At 64.1% G+C, this 17,787-nt stretch carries 18 protein-coding genes; 13 read left to right on the top strand and 5 right to left on the bottom strand.

Annotated elements, in window-relative coordinates; translation table 11 throughout:
• The first annotated feature begins 23 nt into the window (after window positions 1-23).
• From ABH922_RS01605 to ABH922_RS01565, 9 genes are all read left to right on the top strand, one after another.
• Window positions 24-242, top strand: a complete 219-nt coding sequence (locus ABH922_RS01605) for a hypothetical protein (RefSeq protein WP_424805264.1) — start codon at window positions 24-26, stop codon at window positions 240-242.
• Between the two features lie 18 nt (window positions 243-260).
• Entirely contained in the window at window positions 261-1,919 is a 1,659-nt protein-coding gene (locus tag ABH922_RS01600) for an ABC transporter substrate-binding protein (RefSeq protein WP_424805263.1), read from the top strand.
• Window positions 1,916-2,860, top strand: a complete 945-nt coding sequence (locus ABH922_RS01595) for an ABC transporter permease (RefSeq protein WP_424805262.1) — start codon at window positions 1,916-1,918, stop codon at window positions 2,858-2,860. The genes ABH922_RS01600 and ABH922_RS01595 overlap by 4 nt, the downstream gene beginning before the upstream one ends.
• Complete coding sequence (locus tag ABH922_RS01590; RefSeq protein ID WP_424805261.1) at window positions 2,857-3,687, top strand: ABC transporter permease; 831 nt, start codon at window positions 2,857-2,859, stop codon at window positions 3,685-3,687. The genes ABH922_RS01595 and ABH922_RS01590 overlap by 4 nt, the downstream gene beginning before the upstream one ends.
• Window positions 3,684-5,294: an ABC transporter ATP-binding protein gene (locus tag ABH922_RS01585; RefSeq protein ID WP_424805260.1), complete on the top strand. Its 1,611-nt coding sequence runs from the start codon at window positions 3,684-3,686 to the stop codon at window positions 5,292-5,294. Before ABH922_RS01590 ends, ABH922_RS01585 begins: the two co-directional genes overlap by 4 nt.
• Window positions 5,291-6,376, top strand: coding sequence for an LLM class flavin-dependent oxidoreductase (locus tag ABH922_RS01580; protein WP_424805259.1), 1,086 nt, complete (start codon window positions 5,291-5,293; stop codon window positions 6,374-6,376). The genes ABH922_RS01585 and ABH922_RS01580 overlap by 4 nt, the downstream gene beginning before the upstream one ends.
• 28 nt (window positions 6,377-6,404) lie before the next feature.
• Entirely contained in the window at window positions 6,405-6,836 is a 432-nt protein-coding gene (locus tag ABH922_RS01575; protein WP_424805258.1) for a hypothetical protein, read from the top strand.
• Between the two features lie 98 nt (window positions 6,837-6,934).
• Entirely contained in the window at window positions 6,935-7,141 is a 207-nt protein-coding gene (locus ABH922_RS01570; RefSeq protein WP_424805257.1) for a hypothetical protein, read from the top strand.
• 15 nt (window positions 7,142-7,156) lie between these two features.
• Window positions 7,157-7,312, top strand: a complete 156-nt coding sequence (locus tag ABH922_RS01565; protein ID WP_424805256.1) for a hypothetical protein — start codon at window positions 7,157-7,159, stop codon at window positions 7,310-7,312.
• Between the two features lie 87 nt (window positions 7,313-7,399).
• On the opposite strand, the gene ABH922_RS01560 is transcribed toward ABH922_RS01565, so the two are convergent.
• Entirely contained in the window at window positions 7,400-7,873 is a 474-nt protein-coding gene (locus ABH922_RS01560) for a hypothetical protein (protein ID WP_424805255.1), read from the bottom strand.
• Between the two features lie 357 nt (window positions 7,874-8,230).
• Between ABH922_RS01560 and ABH922_RS01555 the strand changes: the two genes are divergently transcribed.
• Window positions 8,231-8,911, top strand: coding sequence for a DUF3761 domain-containing protein (locus ABH922_RS01555; RefSeq protein WP_424805254.1), 681 nt, complete (start codon window positions 8,231-8,233; stop codon window positions 8,909-8,911).
• A gap of 72 nt (window positions 8,912-8,983) precedes the next feature.
• Here the strand turns inward: ABH922_RS01555 and ABH922_RS01550 are convergent, their stop codons facing one another.
• Together ABH922_RS01550 and ABH922_RS01545 are read right to left on the bottom strand one after the other, a co-directional pair.
• Entirely contained in the window at window positions 8,984-11,128 is a 2,145-nt protein-coding gene (locus ABH922_RS01550; protein WP_424805253.1) for an ArnT family glycosyltransferase, read from the bottom strand.
• On the bottom strand, window positions 11,125-12,366 hold the full coding sequence (locus tag ABH922_RS01545; protein WP_424805252.1) for a glycosyltransferase: 1,242 nt from the start codon (window positions 12,364-12,366) through the stop codon (window positions 11,125-11,127). Before ABH922_RS01545 ends, ABH922_RS01550 begins: the two co-directional genes overlap by 4 nt.
• 134 nt (window positions 12,367-12,500) lie before the next feature.
• Between ABH922_RS01545 and ABH922_RS01540 the strand changes: the two genes are divergently transcribed.
• The 3 genes from ABH922_RS01540 (at window position 12,501) to ABH922_RS01530 (ending at window position 14,807) form a co-directional block, all read left to right on the top strand.
• Window positions 12,501-12,929 carry an HIT family protein gene (locus ABH922_RS01540; protein WP_424805251.1) on the top strand — a complete coding sequence of 143 codons (429 nt, stop codon included), beginning with the start codon at window positions 12,501-12,503 and terminating at the stop codon, window positions 12,927-12,929.
• Between the two features lie 200 nt (window positions 12,930-13,129).
• Window positions 13,130-13,786, top strand: a complete 657-nt coding sequence (locus ABH922_RS01535; RefSeq protein ID WP_424805250.1) for a ScbR family autoregulator-binding transcription factor — start codon at window positions 13,130-13,132, stop codon at window positions 13,784-13,786.
• A 124-nt stretch (window positions 13,787-13,910) separates the two neighbouring features.
• Window positions 13,911-14,807, top strand: coding sequence for a serine hydrolase (locus ABH922_RS01530; RefSeq protein ID WP_424805249.1), 897 nt, complete (start codon window positions 13,911-13,913; stop codon window positions 14,805-14,807).
• A 97-nt stretch (window positions 14,808-14,904) separates the two neighbouring features.
• Here ABH922_RS01530 and ABH922_RS01525 read toward each other — a convergent pair whose 3' ends face one another.
• Window positions 14,905-16,521, bottom strand: a complete 1,617-nt coding sequence (locus ABH922_RS01525; RefSeq protein ID WP_424805248.1) for a PucR family transcriptional regulator — start codon at window positions 16,519-16,521, stop codon at window positions 14,905-14,907.
• A 177-nt stretch (window positions 16,522-16,698) separates the two neighbouring features.
• Entirely contained in the window at window positions 16,699-17,613 is a 915-nt protein-coding gene (locus tag ABH922_RS01520; protein WP_424805247.1) for a GNAT family N-acetyltransferase, read from the bottom strand.
• Between the last annotated feature and the right edge of the window lie 174 nt (window positions 17,614-17,787).

Below are 17,787 nucleotides of genomic sequence, written 5' to 3'. Positions count from 1 at the left end.
GGACCTGCCAGAGCATGGATCCGATGGGACCGTCCGAGTTCTTCGCGGAGCTCGATTCCACGCCGATCAAACTTCACCAGATGTTGCTCACCCCACACGGCTCCGGTGCGGGAACACTGTTCCTGCAACGTCCGGTGGAGGCGGCAGGCGTGCACCACCTGCGGCGCTACCTGCGATCGACGAACTCCGAGCCTGTGAGTTTTCATCACAGGACGAACCCGGGACTGGTTGCGGCATCCTGAGCTTTCGACAATGAACGTGTGCTGTCCACCTCGAAACTCACCACCACGTCCGTTGTCCTGTCGATTCTGACCGTCGGCGCGCTGGCAGCCGCCGGATGTAGTTCTCCGACACCGACGAATCACGATGTCGGAGAACCTGTGTCGGGCGGTGCGATCACCGTGGGCATCGGCACGGCGCCGGACTGTTTCGATCCGCAGATCAGTCCCGCCGGCCAGACGTCCTCGATCATGCGCAACGTCTACGACTCCCTGGTGTACGAGAACTCGGACGGTACGTTCGCCCCGTGGCTGGCCACCGCGTGGACGGTGTCCGACGACGGACTGACCTACACGTTCGCCCTGCGCGACGACGTGAAATTCCACGACGGCACCGTGTTCGACGCAGCTGCCGTCAAGACCAACTTCGACCGCATCGTCGCACCGTCGACAGCGTCTCAGTTCGCCGGCCAACTCATCAGCCCGTACCAGAGCACCGACGTCGTCGACGCCCACACCGCCGTGGTACGCCTGTCCTCCGCGTACAGCCCGTTCCTGCGCGCGGTCAGCAGCACCAATCTCGGCTTCCACTCCCCTCGTTCCATCAGCGAGCACGGCGACGACCTGTGTCAGGGTGGGCCGGTGCAGGTGGGCACCGGCCCGTTCGTGGCGAGTTCCAACTCCAGCGCAGAAGGATTCTCGTTCACCCGTAACGACGACTACCGGTGGGCTCCCACCGGAGTCGGGCACTCCGGCCCGGCCCGCCTGGACCGTGTCGATTTCCGCATCCTGCCCGAAAGCTCGATCCGGCTCGGCGCATTGACCAGCGGCGAGGTAGACTTCATCGACCAGGTCGCTGCCACGGATCTCACTTCGCTGCAACAGAACTCCGCGGTCGAGGTCAACACGAAGAACCCGACCGGAATTCCGTACACGTACTTCTTCAACACCTCCCGCGCACCGTTCGACGACGAGCGCGCCCGCCTGGCCGTGCAGAAGGGTATCGACCTGCCCACCCTGACGCAGGGCATCTTCCAGGGTAAGTACGCTCCGGCCGGTTCCCCGCTGAACCCGGCGGTTTTCTCCTACGACGACATCCTGCCGCAGTCGTGGGGGTACGACGCGAACGGCGCCGCAGCGCTTCTCGACGAACTCGGCTACACCCAGCGTGATGCCGACGGATACCGGACGTCCGGCGGCAAGCGGTTCACGATCGGTCTGATCTACGACCCCACCTACCAGAAGCCCGAGCGGATCACCTTCGACACCGCAGTGCAGGCGGCGCTGAAAGACCTCGGCATCGAACTGACCATCGAGCCGATCGGGAACGGCACGTACATCGACGTCCGCAACTCGGGTGCATACGACATCATCGCATTCGCCTGGAGCGGTACCGATCCCGACGTGCTGCGCACGGTGTACGGTTCGGATCAGCAGTTCGTCGACGGCGGGGCCAACGCGTCGCAGATCCACGACCCGGACCTCGATCGACTCCTCCAGCTCGGCCTGACCACGTCCGACCCCGTAGTGCGCGGCGAATACTACCGTGATGCACAGGAATTGATCATCACGAAGGGCTACGGGCTACCCGCCTACGTCGCCCCCATCGTGACGGCGTCGTCCGCTCGAGTTCACGATCTGGGTTTTGCCACCGACATCCTGCCGAACTTCTACACCGCCTGGACCTCGGGTGACCGATGACCGCCCGATGGCCGTTGATCGTGCTGCGCCGTACCGCAGAGGTGCTCGCCGTGCTGTGGGGTGCCGCCACCGTGTCCTTTCTCGCACTGACCTTGATACCCGGCGATCCGGTGGACGCGCTCCTCGGCCCGAACGTCGGCGCGTCACCGGCGCTCCGTGAGACCGTCCGGGCAGATCTCGGACTGGGAGAACCGATCCTGGTGCGGTACGTGATGTTCCTCGCTCGGATCGCGACGCTGGACTTCGGCCGATCATATCGGCTCGGCCGCGACGTCACCGATCTGATCGGGGAACGAATATCGTCGACGGCGCAGTTGGCCCTCGGAGCGTTCGTGGTCGCGATCGTCGTGGCCCTCACCTTGGCCGTGATGTCGTCGATCGGCGGCCGCGTGGTCCGATCGATCATCGGCACCGTGGAGTTGATCGGAAGTTCGGCACCGAGTTTCTGGATCGGAATTCTGGCGATCACCGTGTTCTCCTTCGGGCTCGGTTGGTTCCCGTCGACCGGCAGCGCCGGCTTCTCGGCGCTCGTTCTGCCGAGCATCACACTGGCAATTCCGATCGGATGCATCCTGGCTCGGGTGCTTCGCGAGGGGATCGATCACGCCCGCGCCCAACCGTTCGACGTGACGATCCGTGCCCGCGGCGTGAGACGTCCCGGCATCGTGATCCGGCACGGTCTGCGCCATGCGACTATCCCGACGTTGACCTTGAGCGGATGGGCGCTGGCCGGTTTCCTCGGTGGTGCGGTGCTGATCGAAACGGTCTTCGCCCGTTCGGGACTCGGCCGACTGCTCGTCGACGCGATCACCACCCGCGACATCCCCGTGGTGACCGCCGTGGTGATGCTCTGCGCCCTGGCGTTCGTTCTCGTGAACATGCTCGTCGACCTGCTGAGCCTCGTGGTGGATCCGCGACTACGTGCGGGGAACAGATCATGATCACCAAGCAGAGGCCGAAATGGGCCACCGTCCTGCCGGCCGCTGTAGCGAGTATCGCGCTGGGGCTTGTCGTCCTCGCTGCACTGTGGCCCGCGTTGTTCGCACCGATGGATCCCGACAAGACCGACTACGCAGCAACGCTGCAGGCGCCGAGCGCGGATCATCTGATCGGAACGGATCAGCTCGGGCGAGATCTGCTGTCCCGGTTGGTGTACGGAACCAGATCGTCGGTGTCCATCGGTTTCGGATCAACCTCGATCGGGGTAGCTTTGGGCTGCCTGGTCGGACTCGTCGCCGTCGCCGGACCACGGATTCTCGACACGGTGGTCATGCGGGTCAACGACATCGGTCTCGCCTTTCCCGAGATCCTGCTCGCGCTCCTCGTCCTGGCTGTTCTCGGCCCCGGCACCGTGAACGTGATGCTGGCCATCGGAATCGGCTCCGCCCCGAGTTACGCCCGACTGATTCGTTCACGCGCACAGCTGATCCAGACGTCGCTGTACGTGCGAAGCGCCGTCGGTTTCGGAGTATCGCGAGGCCGGATTCTGTTTCGACACGTGCTGCCCAACGCGTTCGGCCCGGTCCTGATTCTCGCCACCATCAGCGCGGGCACCAACATCATCGTTGCTGCCGGACTGAGCTTTCTGGGATTCGGTGCCGGTCCGCCGAACCCGGAATGGGGACTCACGCTGGCCGAAGGACGGAACTTCCTCGGGCAGGCCTGGTGGATCGGCCTGTTCCCGGGTATCGCCATCACCACGGTCGTCATCGCCGTGACCGTCCTGGGCCGCGCCCTCGAATCCCGCTCGGAAAGTGATACGCCGTGAACCGCAACACCGACAATGCAGTGCTTCTGGACGTGAGTGGTCTCGACGTCACCTACGCGCGATCACCGACGCCGGCCGTCCACGACGCCACCCTGACCGTTCGCGCCGGTGAATGCGTTGCAGTGGTGGGGTCGTCGGGGTCCGGAAAAAGCACGCTGGCACGGGCGTTGCTCGGCTTGACGGGAAGGCACAGTGTCGTCACGGCACACACCCTCGCGGTGGCAGGTGCGGATGTCAGCGGATTTTCCGAACGGGAGTGGAACCACTTCCGGGGCAGAAAAGTCGGCCTGGTTCTGCAAGACGCACTGGCGTCACTCGACCCGCTGCGAACCGTCGGTCAGGAGATCGCCGAACCGATTGCAACGCATCGGCTCCGGAGCGGGGCGCAGCGCACCGAGAAGGTGCACGAGCTACTCGAGCAGGTCCATCTCACCGATATCGGCGACCGCCTGCGCGACTACCCCCACCAATTCTCCGGCGGTCAACGGCAGCGCATCCTGATCGCCTCCGCGTTGGCTGCAAGTCCGGCTCTGCTGATCGCCGACGAGCCGACCACCGCCCTCGACGTACGCGCCCGAGCTCGCATTCTCGAACTCTTCGGAGAACTACGGGCGGGCGGCCTCGCCGTGGTCCTCGTCAGTCACGATCTCTCCGTGGTCGCGGCGGTCGCCGACCGCGTCCTGGTGATGTCCGAGGGCACGATCGTCGAGCAAGGCACCGTCCACGACGTCCTGAGCAATCCTCGACACGAGGTCACCCGGGCGTTGATCGCAGCGATTCCGGGACGCTCTGCTGCCACCCCCGGCGCTCGCACCGAGATCGGCGAACCGATTCTCGAAATGAATTCGGTGACGAAGCAGTTCAAAACCGGGCTGTCGCCACGCGGGATACGAGATCTCGATCTGACACTGCGCCGCGGAGAATCGGTGGCCGTGGTCGGCGAGTCCGGCTCCGGAAAATCGACGGTCGCACTGTTGGCACTCGCTCTGCTGCAACCCGATTCCGGCTCGGTTCGCTTCGACGGTCAGCCCTGGAGTTCGGAACCGGAAAAGCGTCGACGCTCCATGCGTGGGCGTCTCCAACTGATCCACCAGGACACCTACAACTCCTTCGACCCCCGCTACACCGTGACCGCAATTCTCGACGAAGCTCTGTCGGCAGCGGGTACCCGCCGACCCCATCTGGGACAACGTCGATCCGAACTGCTCGCGGCCGTGGGACTGGGCGACGAATTCCTGAACCGGAAGGCCCGCGCCCTCAGCGGGGGTCAGCGGCAACGACTCGCCATCGCACGAGCTCTGGCGAGCGACCCGGAGCTTCTGGTCTGCGACGAACCGGTATCGGCACTCGATCTGGTGAGCCAGGCCGCGGTTCTGGATCTCCTCGGGCGACTTCGGGAATCGAGGGGCATGACCGTTCTCTTCATCTCGCACGATCTCGCGGTGGTCCGGCAGCTCTGCGAACGGGTGGTCGTCATGCGCGCAGGTCAGATCGTCGAACAGGGGAACACGGAATCGATCTGGAACGCCCCCTCCCATCCCTACACTCGCGCATTGCTCGCCGACCAGCTCGGCGAACCTGCCCACCAAGGAGCACACACGTCATGACGATCGACTTGGTCGGCGCTGTCCTGTCCGCGCCGGAAGCCGGGAGCACCCCCGACGATCGGAGAGCAGTGCATTTCCTTCCCGCAGTCCGGGCGCGCGAGGTGGACCCCGAGCACATCGGCCGGCAGGCAAGACAAGACGAGATCGACGGCTACCACCGCTCACTGGTCCACATCTACAGTTCGTGGGCGGACCCGTGGTTGGTCGCCGGCGCTGCCGCCACCGCAACGACTTCAGCCGGGGTGACGGTGGCGCACCGTCCCGGCGTCACGGCACCCACCGTCGCGGCGCGCTCCTTCGCCACGCTCGACCGGCTCTCCCACGGCCGAGCGGGTGTGCACATGGTGATCGGTTCCAGTGACGTCGACGTCCGCCGTGACGGCGACTTCCTTCCGAAGACGGAGCGTTACCGCCGGGCTGCGGAGTATCTGGAGGTGTTCACGCGCACCCTCACCTCGGACGAGCCATTCGACTTCGACGGCGAGTTCTACCAGGTAGCCGACGCCTGGGCCGGATTCCGTCCGGAACAGATACCCCGTCCACCCATTTCGATCGGCGGTTCCTCCATCGCTGCAATGGGCCTCGCAGCCCGATACGCGGACACCTATGCGGGTAGCTACTCCACGCTCACCGAACTGGAGGCGGTGATCGCCCGGGTGCGTGCGCTCGCATCACCGCTCGGCCGGGAACTGCGATTCTGGAAGCAATTCCGTGTGATTCTGGGCAGCACCGACGCCGACGCCGAGGACACCGTCTCGTTCCTGCGGGCTCGCGCCCACGCCGTTCTGACCGCCCTACCCGACGAAACGGTACTGTCCTCGGCACAATTCGCCCGCGACCGTGAACGCGGGCTCGGTGCCGGCGTCGACGTGCGGGAAGCGGCAGCGCGGCAACTTCGCGCCACTTTCGACGGGCTGATCGTAGGTTCCGTCGACCGGGTGGCCGAGCACATTGCCGCGTACCGCCGCGCCGGAATCACCGTGATCAACGTCGATGCACTCACCGAGACCGGCCACGACCGCGACCTGCGTCGACAGTTGATCACCGAGATCACCCGCAACGAAACCATCTCACAGCCGTAATCGCTCCACCCGAACGAAGGATGATTTGTTGTCGAAAAACCATGATCTGACGCAACTCTGGCGCGCCCGCACGGACACCACCGGCCGGCCACCTCGCGTACTGATCCGGGTGTTCCTCGAGCCGGGGACTCTGGTCGACTCCATCGCGTTCTACGAGGATCTGCAGAACCTCGAGGCGGATGCGGTCTTCCCGTTCCCCGAAACGGATCTGAACCTGGCGGTGGTGGGCGGGTTCCTCCTCATCGAAGGTACCGAGGAATCGCTCGCACCATTTCGTACCACTACCGGTACATTCCTCGTCGACGACGTGCAGCCGTACTACGACAAACTCGTCGCGGCCGGTTCGGAGATCATTTTCCCTCTCCAAAGCGTCCCCACGGGAACGGGTTTCAACGCAGTGCACCCGGACGGGACAACCGTCGAGTACGTGCATCACCGTCCCACCCCTGACGGGCGGTGACGCCGGGACCTGCCCGCCGACGCCAAGTTTCGTCAGGCTACCGTCGGTAATTCGTACCGACCGAGAACGGTTCGGGCTCCACACGATCGAGACGGTGGATGAGAACAACGCTTTCCGGCAGCCGACGCGCAATCGGCCTCGTCGCATCGGCGGTAGCACTCGCCGCCCTGGTGACCTCCTGCGGGTCCACCGCCAGTGATACTTCGGTCAACAGCGAGGGCACCCAGTTTCCGGTGATCGTCGAGCACGTCTACAGATCAACCGCCATCGACTCGCGCCTCCAACGAATTACCCTCTGGAGCTGAGGAACACGAGAAGCCATGCTCGCACTCGGCGTCGTTCCGGTGGCAATGCCCGCCTTCTCCTTCGGCGACGAAGCGACCGCCGCAGTCGCCCCGGCCACGGCGTTGTCCCTGCCCTGGGAATTCGACACGTATCTACAGCCCCTCGATGCGGCAGCGCGCAACGCCCACTGACCCAGACGTCAAGCACGGCCCGTCTGCATGCCGATGCGGACGGGCCGTACGTGTATTCAGGTGTCGGGCGCCGACAGCTCTCGCACGCTACTTCGGTTTCTCGGCGCCACTTCGCGTGAGCACCAAACCGGTGCCGACAAGTCCGATGATGCTCAGGGCAATGGCGATGCTGGGCCAGCCACCGGTTTCCCAGTACACGTCCTCGAGAGTGATCAGCAGAGCCGCTTCGTCGACGATCAGACCCAGTGCGATACCGAGCACCAGACCCATCCAGGTGCGCGCCCGCGGACTTCGGTCTACCAGACCGAAGATCGCGACACCTGCCAGGAGAAGGATCCCCCACAGATAGTGGTGCAAGTGCGTGCCGCCGGCGCTGACGTCGCCGAAGTTCCCCACGTCGATCTGGATCAACCACGTCACCAGCCTGGCGCCGCCGAAGGTAACCGTGAAACCCACCCACGCCATCACCAGCCCTCGTCTGGCCGGATCGATCTGAGACCACCGACGCGGAAAGCGGAAGCGCTCGACTGCATCTACTTTTTCATCGTCCTGTGAAGTCATGTCACTTTCTTACCGTGCGGCCCTCGGACCGAACCAAACCGACCCGGCAAACTATTCGGGCGTATGTGAAACAGAAGCGAACAGTCCTGTTGTCACGAGCACCGCAGCGCTGATATTGCCGATAGATTGCTAAATATTCAGCCGGTTTACATCGACCCTCTTCGAAAAATCGACATATTTTGCATTTCACCCCTTCGATAATCGTCCATCCAGAATCGAACATCCATTTCACCAGGACAATACTCCGTTAACAAGCGGGAAAAAGTAATAAAGTAGATATAACTTGCATTTCGTACATGGTGCCGTGTTTGAATCTCACTGAAATTGCCTTGTGATTGCCACGTCATTGGAGAAACCTTGGGGACTTTACTCGTATTCGTAGGTTTGATCGCACTCGTCATCGGCGCGGTCGCGGTACTACGCGGCAACCTGGCCTGGGCCCGGATTCCGAACCGGAAGAGCGCAGCCATTGTCAGCGCCGCCGCTTTGGGCGTCATGATGCTCGGCGGAGCAGTGACACCCACTCCGGAACCCGCGTCCTCCGACAGCGTGCTCGTCACGACCACCACAGCACCGGCGAGCAGTACGACGACAACGACGGTTCGCCCGACGACGACGACATCGATCCCCTCGGCGACGACGACGACGCTCGCGACGACGACAGCCGTCGCGCCGACGACGTCCGAGACCATCCCCGTTCCGGTGACGATCCCCTCCACCGAGGCGCCGATACCGCCCACCCACGTGGCAGTAGTGCCCCTGGTGCCGCAGGCGCCCGCACCCGCACCGGCACCGGCACCGGCACCGGCACCGGCACCGGCACCATCGCAGGGCACAGTCGGCGGAGGTAACTCCGGAGGTGGCGGTTCGTGCGCAGGCGGCTACGTCAACACGGCAGGTAACTGCGTGCAGTCTCCTCGAACCGCGCCCGAAGCTCCGGCCGGCACGTCCGCCAAATGCAAGGACGGTACTTACAGCTTCAGCCAGAGCCGGCGAGGCACGTGCTCCGGCCACGGTGGTGTCGCATCCTGGCTCTGAACCCCGACGCTCACCACAGCGAAGGAAGGTCCGGCGCCGTTGCGGCACCGGACCTTCCTTGATTGTCACCGCTCATGTGGTCAGATCGTAGAGAGTCACCCCGTCCACCGTGGTGGCCGTGAAGTTCTCGGTCACCCAAGCGGAGATCGCCGTCGCGGTACCCTCCGCGTTCATGCCGCCACCCATCATTCCGCCGGCGATGAAGTAGTGGATCTTGCCCTCGGATACGTACTGCTGGAACTGTGCCAGAGTTGGCGACGGATCACTTCCGTTGAACCCACCGATGGGCATGACGGGCGACTGTGTCGCGAGCTGATATCCCGACGCGTTGTTCGATCCGATGGCAGCGGCCACCCAGGTGAACTTGCCCGAATCCTGCTCGAGCGTCGCAATCACCTCGGCGCCTGGTGTGCTGGCCCCCAGCAGGCCGCCGGCTCCGCCACCGGTCCGGGCTCCGTTGGTCCGACCGGGAGTGGTTCCTGCCGTCGAGCCGGGAGCCTGCCCACCCATTCGACCTGCCGTAGCCGGGGGTGTGCCCGTTCCCGGCGCAGTCGCTGTTCCCGGCGCAGCCACGCCGCCCACTGCGGTGCCGCCACCGTTCGTGCCACCGAATCCGCCGTTCACCCCACCGAATCCACCACGGCCTCCACCGAATCCGCCTCGCCCACCCTCGGCGGTCGGTCCGGCCGAGACGATGGACCCGGTGTGCGGCGTGTTGATCGTGTCCACGGCGTAAGCTGCCGGTCCGGCGAGGCCGGTGAACAGTGCCGCAATGACCAGCACTGCCGCTATCCGTCCGCGAGAGAGCGCCGGAAGCAGGATTCCGACAACCGATACGATGCCGACCACCAGGATCATCCATCGCAACCACGGAACGAAGGTCGACGACCGTCCGAGTAGCAGCCATGCCGTCGCTGTCGTTGCAGCCAACGTCAACGCCGACATCACACGGACCCATACTGTTTCACGGTGACGCCATGCCAGTACCGAACCTGCTCCCACCAGTGCGGCAATCGCCGGGGCCAGAGCAACCGTGTAGTAGGCATGGAAGATTCCGGCCATGAAGCTGAACGTGAGCCCGGTGACCAGCAACCACAGCCCCCAGACGATGAACGACGCACGCTGGGCGTCTGTCCGTGCGGCTCTGCCCCGCAAGATGATTCCGGTGACAGCCAAGATCAGTGCGGCCGGTATCAACCACGCGATCTGGCCCCCCTGCGCTGCTTCGAAGAGTCTGGTGATCCCGGTGGATCCCCACATGCCGCCGCCTGCACCGCCGCCCGGAGCCGCTGCGCCTGCTGCACCGGGGAATCCACCTGCGGCCGCTCCGGTCGCCGCCTCGCCTACCCCACGCATACCGCCACCACCGACGCTCCCGGTCTCGTTACCGCTCAGGCGTCCGAGGCCGTTGTAGCCGAAGGTGAGCTCGAGGATCGAATTGTTCTGCGAACCTCCGATCCAGGGCCGCGAATCCGCAGGCCACAGTTCGACGATCGCGAGCCACCAACCGGCCGCGACGATCATGGCACCCAACGCCGCGAAGAGCTGCATGACACGCTTGCCCAGTTTCGGCGGTCCCGCGATCAGATAGGTCAGTGCCAACGGCGGTACGACGAGCATGATCTGCAATTGCTTGGTCAGGAAGCCGAAGCCGCACAGCACCCCCACCACTACCAGCCATCTGGTGCGGCCGTCCTGCACTGCTCGCAGCAGCGCCCAGACTGCACCGATCATCAACAGCACCAGCAGTGCGTCGGGGTTGTTGAACCGGAACATCAGTGCGGCAACCGGAGTGAGTGCGAGCACCAGGCCCGCGAGCAGCCCGGCAGCGGCACCGAAGTACCGGCGGACCGCGCCCCACAGCAATGCCACCGATCCCACGCCGAGAAGCGCCTGAGGCACCAGCATCGCCCAGGAACTGAGCCCGAAGATGCGTACCGACAACGACATCAGCCACAGCGACATGGGTGGCTTGTCCACGGTGATCGAGTTGGCCGCGTCCGAGGATCCGAAGAAGAACGCCTTCCACGACACGGACCCGGCCTGAACTGCTGCGGCGTAGAAGGAATTCGCCCATCCCGACGCCCCGAGTCCCCAGATGTAGGCGACGCCGGTTCCGATCAGGAGCGCGGCGAGCGCCCAGGGTTCCCATCGCGGTCCGGTGACCGGTTTCGGTGCGGGCGCCGCGGGCGCCTGCCTCTCTGCGATCGCGGTCATCGGTTTTCTCCTACTGATCGTGCTGGATGGAAGACCCATCGCAAGGCAATGAATCGAGACACTGTGGCAACAAGATTGGCGAGTACGAGCACGACGAGCTCGATGTGCTTCGACGCATCTGGAGCACTGGCATGCAACACGAACAACGAACCACTGGTCAGCAGGAGGCCGAACGCGAAGACCAGCAGACCCTGTAATTGATGGCGAGCCGACCCTTCCGTGCCCCGAATCCCGAAGGTGAACGCCCGGTTCGCCGCGGTGTTGAGGACCGCGGTGATCAGCAGCGAGAGGGCGTTGGCCCACTGTGAGCCCATCAGCGGATGCAGAGCCAGATAGAGCAGCGCATAGGCGATCGTCGACAAGACTCCGACGACGGCGAACCGCACGAGTTGCCCGACCATTCCCCGAGGCACGCCGGGCACCAACGGCTCCCGTCCGAAGCCGGAACGAAGCTCGGCCAGCGGCAGCGAACCGGTGGACAATGCTCTGCCCACGCGCACCACACCTTTCAGATCTGCGAGCGCAGTCGCGACGATGTCGACCCGACTGTCCGGGTCGTCCACCCAGTCGACGGGCACCTCGTGGATGCGCATACCTGCACGTTCGGCCAGCACCAGCAACTCGGTATCGAAGAACCACCCCGTGTCCTCCACCAGCGGAAGTAGTTCTCGCGCAACGTCGACCCGCATGGCTTTGAAGCCGCACTGCGCGTCGGAGAACCGGGCTCGCAGCGCACTGCGCAGGATGAGGTTGTAGCTGCGCGAGATGAATTCGCGTTTGGGTCCTCGTACCACTCGCGACGACCTGGCCAACCTGGAACCGATCGCGACGTCGGAGTGCCCGGACAGCAACGGCGCTATCAGCGGCATCAGGGCGTTGAGGTCGGTGGACAAATCCACGTCCATGTACGCGACCACCTCGGCGTCGGACGCGCTCCACACCTGTCGCAGGGCCCGGCCACGGCCCTTGGCATCGAGATGTACGACGCGAACATCGTCGAAGTCGGCAGCCAGCACATGAGCGACTTCGAGGGTGCGATCGATGCTGGCATTGTCGGCGATGGTGATGCGGGCCGAGAACGGAACGTGGGAGTGCAGGTGCTCTCGCAATCGCCGAACGCAGGTCTCGAGGCCCGCCTCTTCGTTGTACACCGGTACTACCACTTCCAGCACTACGGTGGCGACGGAACGCTCGCCCGTGTCCATGCTGCCCGCGGTCTGCGTGGCTTCTGTCGTCATGGGTTACAGATTTCGCTGCTCGGCTTCGACGACTCTGCATCCAGCCTGGGAGTTTCCTGGCAGCTCGGAATCCTCCTACCTCGACCGCGCGACGCCGACCCCCGACGGCCATGCCGACCGGCTAATGTCGGACCATGCCTTCAGTCTTCAGTGCCATCATCAAGGGAGATATCCCCGGACGTTTTGTGTGGGAGGACGACGACGTCGTCGCGTTCCTCACCATCGCGCCGATCACCCAAGGCCACGTGCTCGTCGTACCGCGCGCCGAGGTGGACCAGTGGCAGGACGTCGATCCGGAACTGTTCGCCAAAGTCACTTCGGTGGCGCGCACTCTGGGGCAGGCCGTGCGGTCGGCATTCGATGCCCCTCGAGCCGGACTGTTGATCGCCGGACTGGAAGTCCCACACCTTCACGTTCACGTGTTTCCGGCGTACGACATGGGCAACTTCGACATCAGTCGGGCGGATACGTCACCGTCGCCGAAGTCTCTCGACGACGCGCAGTCGGCGCTCAAATCCGCGTTGCGCGATCTCGGGCACGAAGAGAGCATTTCGTCCCGCTAACCGAGGCTCGCTACTGGATAGCTGACACGCCCGCATCGACTCGGAAATCAAGATTCTGACGAACATTTTTCCGACAAACAGTAACGACCTGGATCTTTCGCACCGATCAGTCCGTTTCTAATGTCGCGCAACTGCAACCTTCGCTGCTACCGTGGGGCGCTGATCCTAGGGACCAAAGACCCTGACTAAGGATCTGCGGAATGCCGGAGGAAACGGGAGCAATGCAGGAACGTGCCAAGATCAGTCGCCGACAGATACTGCGGGGCGCCGCTGATCGCTTCGAACTCACCGGCTACGGCAGCACCAGTATGAACGACATCGTGTCTGCGGCACAGATGACCAAAGGCGCCGTCTATTTTCATTTCTCCTCCAAGGACGAGCTGGCCCAGGCAGTCGTGGAAGAGCAACGCCAGATGAGTGCCACCGCCTTTGCCGACGTGGAAGCCACCGACGCACCCGCACTGGAGCAGATCGTCATGGTCTGCAACGAACTCGCCAGGCAACTTCGCACCGACCCCGTGGTGCGTGCCGGACTCCGGCTCACCCTCGAGCTCGAAGGCGCGGACCGGCCTGAGGGCCCCTATCTGACCTGGATCGATCAACTGCAGCGCTTGGCAACGAAAGCCAAAGCTCAAGGCGACCTTCGTGACGACGCCAGACCCGAGGCGATCGGGCGGGTGGTCACCTCTGCCTTCACCGGCGTCCAGCTGGTCTCGAACGTACTCACCAAACGCGACGATTTGCATCTGCGCCTCGACGAGTTGCTGACGATGCTGCTGTCCGGGATCGTTTCGGACGAACGCCGCGACGGGCTTGCAGATCTTGTCGGAAGCAGACTCGAGAACCGCTCGGCCTGACGCCGACCTGGCGATTTCGGCGCATCGGTACGGAACCGGAGCTTCGCCTTCGTCCATTCCTACAAGACCCGTCCTCGCCGACTCACTATCGTCAGGTCTGCCGATACCGACGAAAGGGCCACCCATGACCGAAACAGCCACGCGCGTCGACACCGCTCAGCAGGAGATCGCTGCAGTTCTCGCCGACGCAAATACCGATGCGTACGTGCACGCACGCGACATCGACTCCGACACCGAGTTCGGTTACGGGGCCGACGAGGGTGTGATCCTGGCATCCGTCTTCAAGATCCCGGTGGTGTTGGAATACGCCCGGTCCGTGGCAGCAGGCACTCTCGATCCCACCGAGTTCGCCACCGTCACGGAGGAATTCCGTTCCGGAGGCATCGGTGTCGGTGGATGCGCCGACGACGTCACCGCAACCTGGCGTGACCTCGCTCTTCTGATGATGAGCTTCAGTGACAACGCCGCGACCGACTTCATCTACGCACGCCTCGGGCTCGAGAACATCGTGTCCAACCTGACCGCACTCGGCCTCGAGAACACCAACCTGGTTCGCGACTGTCGCGGACTCTTCGCCTCCGTGTACGCAGACCTGGGAACCGAGGTCGGAACGCTACGTGAATTCCCGCCACTGGATGTGTTGAAAACCATGGCGATCCTCGATCCCGCCCGCACCAACTCCAGCACTCCGCGCGAGATCACCAAGTTGCTGGCCGCAATCTGGCGCGACGAAGCCGCCCCCGCCTCGGCGTGCGACGAGGTCCGGACCATCATGGCCAAGCAGGTCTGGCCGCACCGCCTGTCCTCGGGGTTCCCCGACGAGGTCACCGTCGCCGCCAAGACCGGAACTCTGGCATTGGTACGCAATGAAGCAGGCGTCGTCACCTACCCGGACGGCAAGCGTTACGCCGTCGGTGTCTTCACCAAGTCCCACGAGCTGACCAAACGCGCCCCGAAGATCGATGCAGCGATCGGAACCGTCGGCCGCATCGCCGTCGACGCGATCCGCGCCGCGAACTGACCTCGCCGTCGGAAGAGAGCCGCGCTGAAGGATCGGCGCGGCCCTTTCCGTCCAACGAACCGATCCGAGTGCAGTGACGGTAGCCGGCCGACGGCGGTCAGCGCGGCCCGCGCAGACGTAGATGAACCATCAACCGGAACCGCACGTTCGGATCGTCGAGATCAAGGGACGCCTTACCCTTCAGCTTTCCCAAACGGTAACGAAAAGTGTTGGGGTGCAGATGAAGTGATGCCGCCGCCGCGCCGACGTCCCCGAAGGCGTTGAGCCAGGCCTCGAGAGTGTCGACGTACGAACTCGCATGCTCGGCGTCGTGGCGGGCGATCTCCTCGATCGGTCCGAGAACCGAAAACCCTTCGGCTGCAGACTCGGAGGCGATTTCCAACAGGATCGCATCGACATGCACGCTACTGAACGTCGCGACGCTGCCGAAGGCGCGGCCGGCCAGCAGGACTTCCAAGGCGTTCTCGGCGTCACGCTTCGACCTTGTCAGCTGCGACGGCCTCGTCACCACTCGGCCGATTCCGATGATCGTGTCACCCGTCGCGCCCGTTCTGTCCAGAAAATCCGAGGCCACACGGAAAGCCTCACGTTCGGCATCGGCCGGGGTGCTCTCGCGCACCGAGAGCACCGCATAGCCGGTTCCGTTGACCAGTGCCGCCGCCGACCGGGAGTGCACAGCGCCCAGATGTATGGCCAATGCGTCGGTCAGACGCTGTACGTGTGCGGCGTCATCCGGCTTGGACGGACCCTCCCCTGATCGACGCCCCAACGCCATGACCAGCACCGGGCCCGAGCCCAGGCCCAAACGGCTCATCGCGTCGGCCGCGTTCGGACCACCGTCGAGGACGGTCGCGATCAGATCTGCACGCAGCCGACGCTCGGCGTCCGCTCCCCCGCGAATACGCAGCATCTGCAGCGCGATCAGCCCGGCCGAATCGCGCAGCGCGCGCAACCGGTCCTCGGACAGCGGCGCCTTGGCTGCTACCCAGATGGAGCCGAGGAATTCGTCCCCGGCCCGGATGGAGACGGCGATGCGACCCATTTCGACCCCGAGCAGTTCTGCCGGTACCCACACCGGTTCGTCGCTGCGGTACAGCCGATCGAACACACCGGCCTCTTCCAGCACTCGGACGAATCGGTCCGGCACCTGCCGTTCCAGAACGGTGGCGATACGCGGGCCGTCACTCTCGTCTTGTCGGCCGGAGAACGCGATGACGCGTGAGCTGCGATCCTCGATGGTGAGCGGTGCATCCAACAGTGCGCTCACCGCGTTGGCGAACGCGAACAGGTCGCCGGCCGGTCCGCCACCACGAGAATGTATGTGTCCCACATCGTTACGTGCCGCGAACACCGAATGCACGACGCTGGTCAATTGCACCCAGGAGACACCTCGGGCCAGCGTGAGCAGAACGACGCCCGAGGCCTCGATGGCCTCTTCACCGGCGAGCGGTGCGTCGGCAGTGGCTCGAACGACCACCGCTCGCACACCACGCTCACCGAGGCCGACGACGGACTCGGCCACCTGGGTCCCACTGACGCCGACAAGCAGCACCAGCGCATCCGGCGCCGGCGGGGAGTCGTCGTCGGGATCGTAGATAACCACCGACGAGATCTCGGCAACGGTCTCGGGATCACCGACAACGGTGTTGAGCACGGTGGTACCCACATCTTCGAGAACGCGCACCAAACTGATGAGGGGTCGTACCGTGCTCACGTCTGTCACTCCTTCGTCTTGTAGACGAAGTGTGTCATAAGGGCCTGTCAAAGCCGATCCATTCACGCCGATCGGGGTTCGTTTCGACCCCGATCCCCGATACTTCGGAACCGGTGACATACCCGCCCTCCAACGTGAGCGAACCGGCTTCCGGGATGCGCCCGGACCGGACGGTCACTACACGATCTCCGGCTGACGATCGAGGACGTACTGCCCCGACCTGGTCACCGCGACCACCGCCCCGCCACCGGCGAGTACTCCGCCGAGCGCGTCGCGAACAGCGTGCCGCCACTCGTCGGCCGCTGCTGCGTCGGACTGTCTGAGCGAGTACACGTCGTTCGGGGTCGCCACGGTGACGTAGCGACTGTCGGTCGACTTCGGCACGGGAAGTCCTGCGGCGGAGGTCCCCAGTAGTTCATCTGCATCCAACGACTCTGGAGTCGGAGCACTCGCCTTGCCGGACATCACGGCGGAAACCGTGACGCTGTCGATCTCCCAGTCGATCATCAATCGATCACTGTCCGCACCGCCGTTGAGACCGTCGTTCATCGGGGCGTAGAAACGCGGCAGATACTGAACCGGAAGCGCACCGAGTTTCGAGACGTTGAAATAGGCGTTGCGAGCGACCAACGGATCGAATGTCCATCGAATGTGGTGTATGCCCCGTTCGAGTGCCCAGGCCCGCTGAAAAAGCTTCAGGGCCAGACCGATGTTGGCATTCTGCGCGGTCGGCAGAATGCCGGTGATATGCGAGTGCAGAGTCCGATGTTTCGGCTCCTCGAAGAACGCAAGTGATGCGCCGATCATCTCGGTGCCACGGAAAGCGCCCGCGACGTAGTTGCCCGAATGTGACAGTGCCACCATCAAGTCACGATGGACAGGAGGGTTGCCGTTCTCCGGCTGCCACACCCGATCGAACAGATCGAAGACCTGAGCCAGTTCGGTATGCCCGGTCACCACTTCGATGCGTACACACGAACGAAGGGCGGCCTGTTCGGCCTGATCGGCAGCTTCACGAACATTCACCGATGCAGCCCTTCTCGTGAGTCGAGCACCGTTGCGCTCGAACCTGTTCGGTGACGTCGTTGTCACTGCTCTGCCTCCAGTGGTCGGAGCACCGAACCCGACTAGGGGGCGGCGCGCGGAATACGACAAGTTTTGCCGACTACGCCGCCGCGAATCTTGTTCGGTATCACCGTCCTGCGGCCGGGGATTCGTCGGCCACCACCAATACCGTCGGCCATCCCGAGGTGCGCGATCACCAGC

The sequence above is a fragment of the Rhodococcus sp. 27YEA15 genome (assembly GCF_049739425.1).
Classification (GTDB): domain Bacteria; phylum Actinomycetota; class Actinomycetes; order Mycobacteriales; family Mycobacteriaceae; genus Rhodococcus_F.
This window is presented reverse-complemented; position numbering and strand designations above follow the sequence as displayed.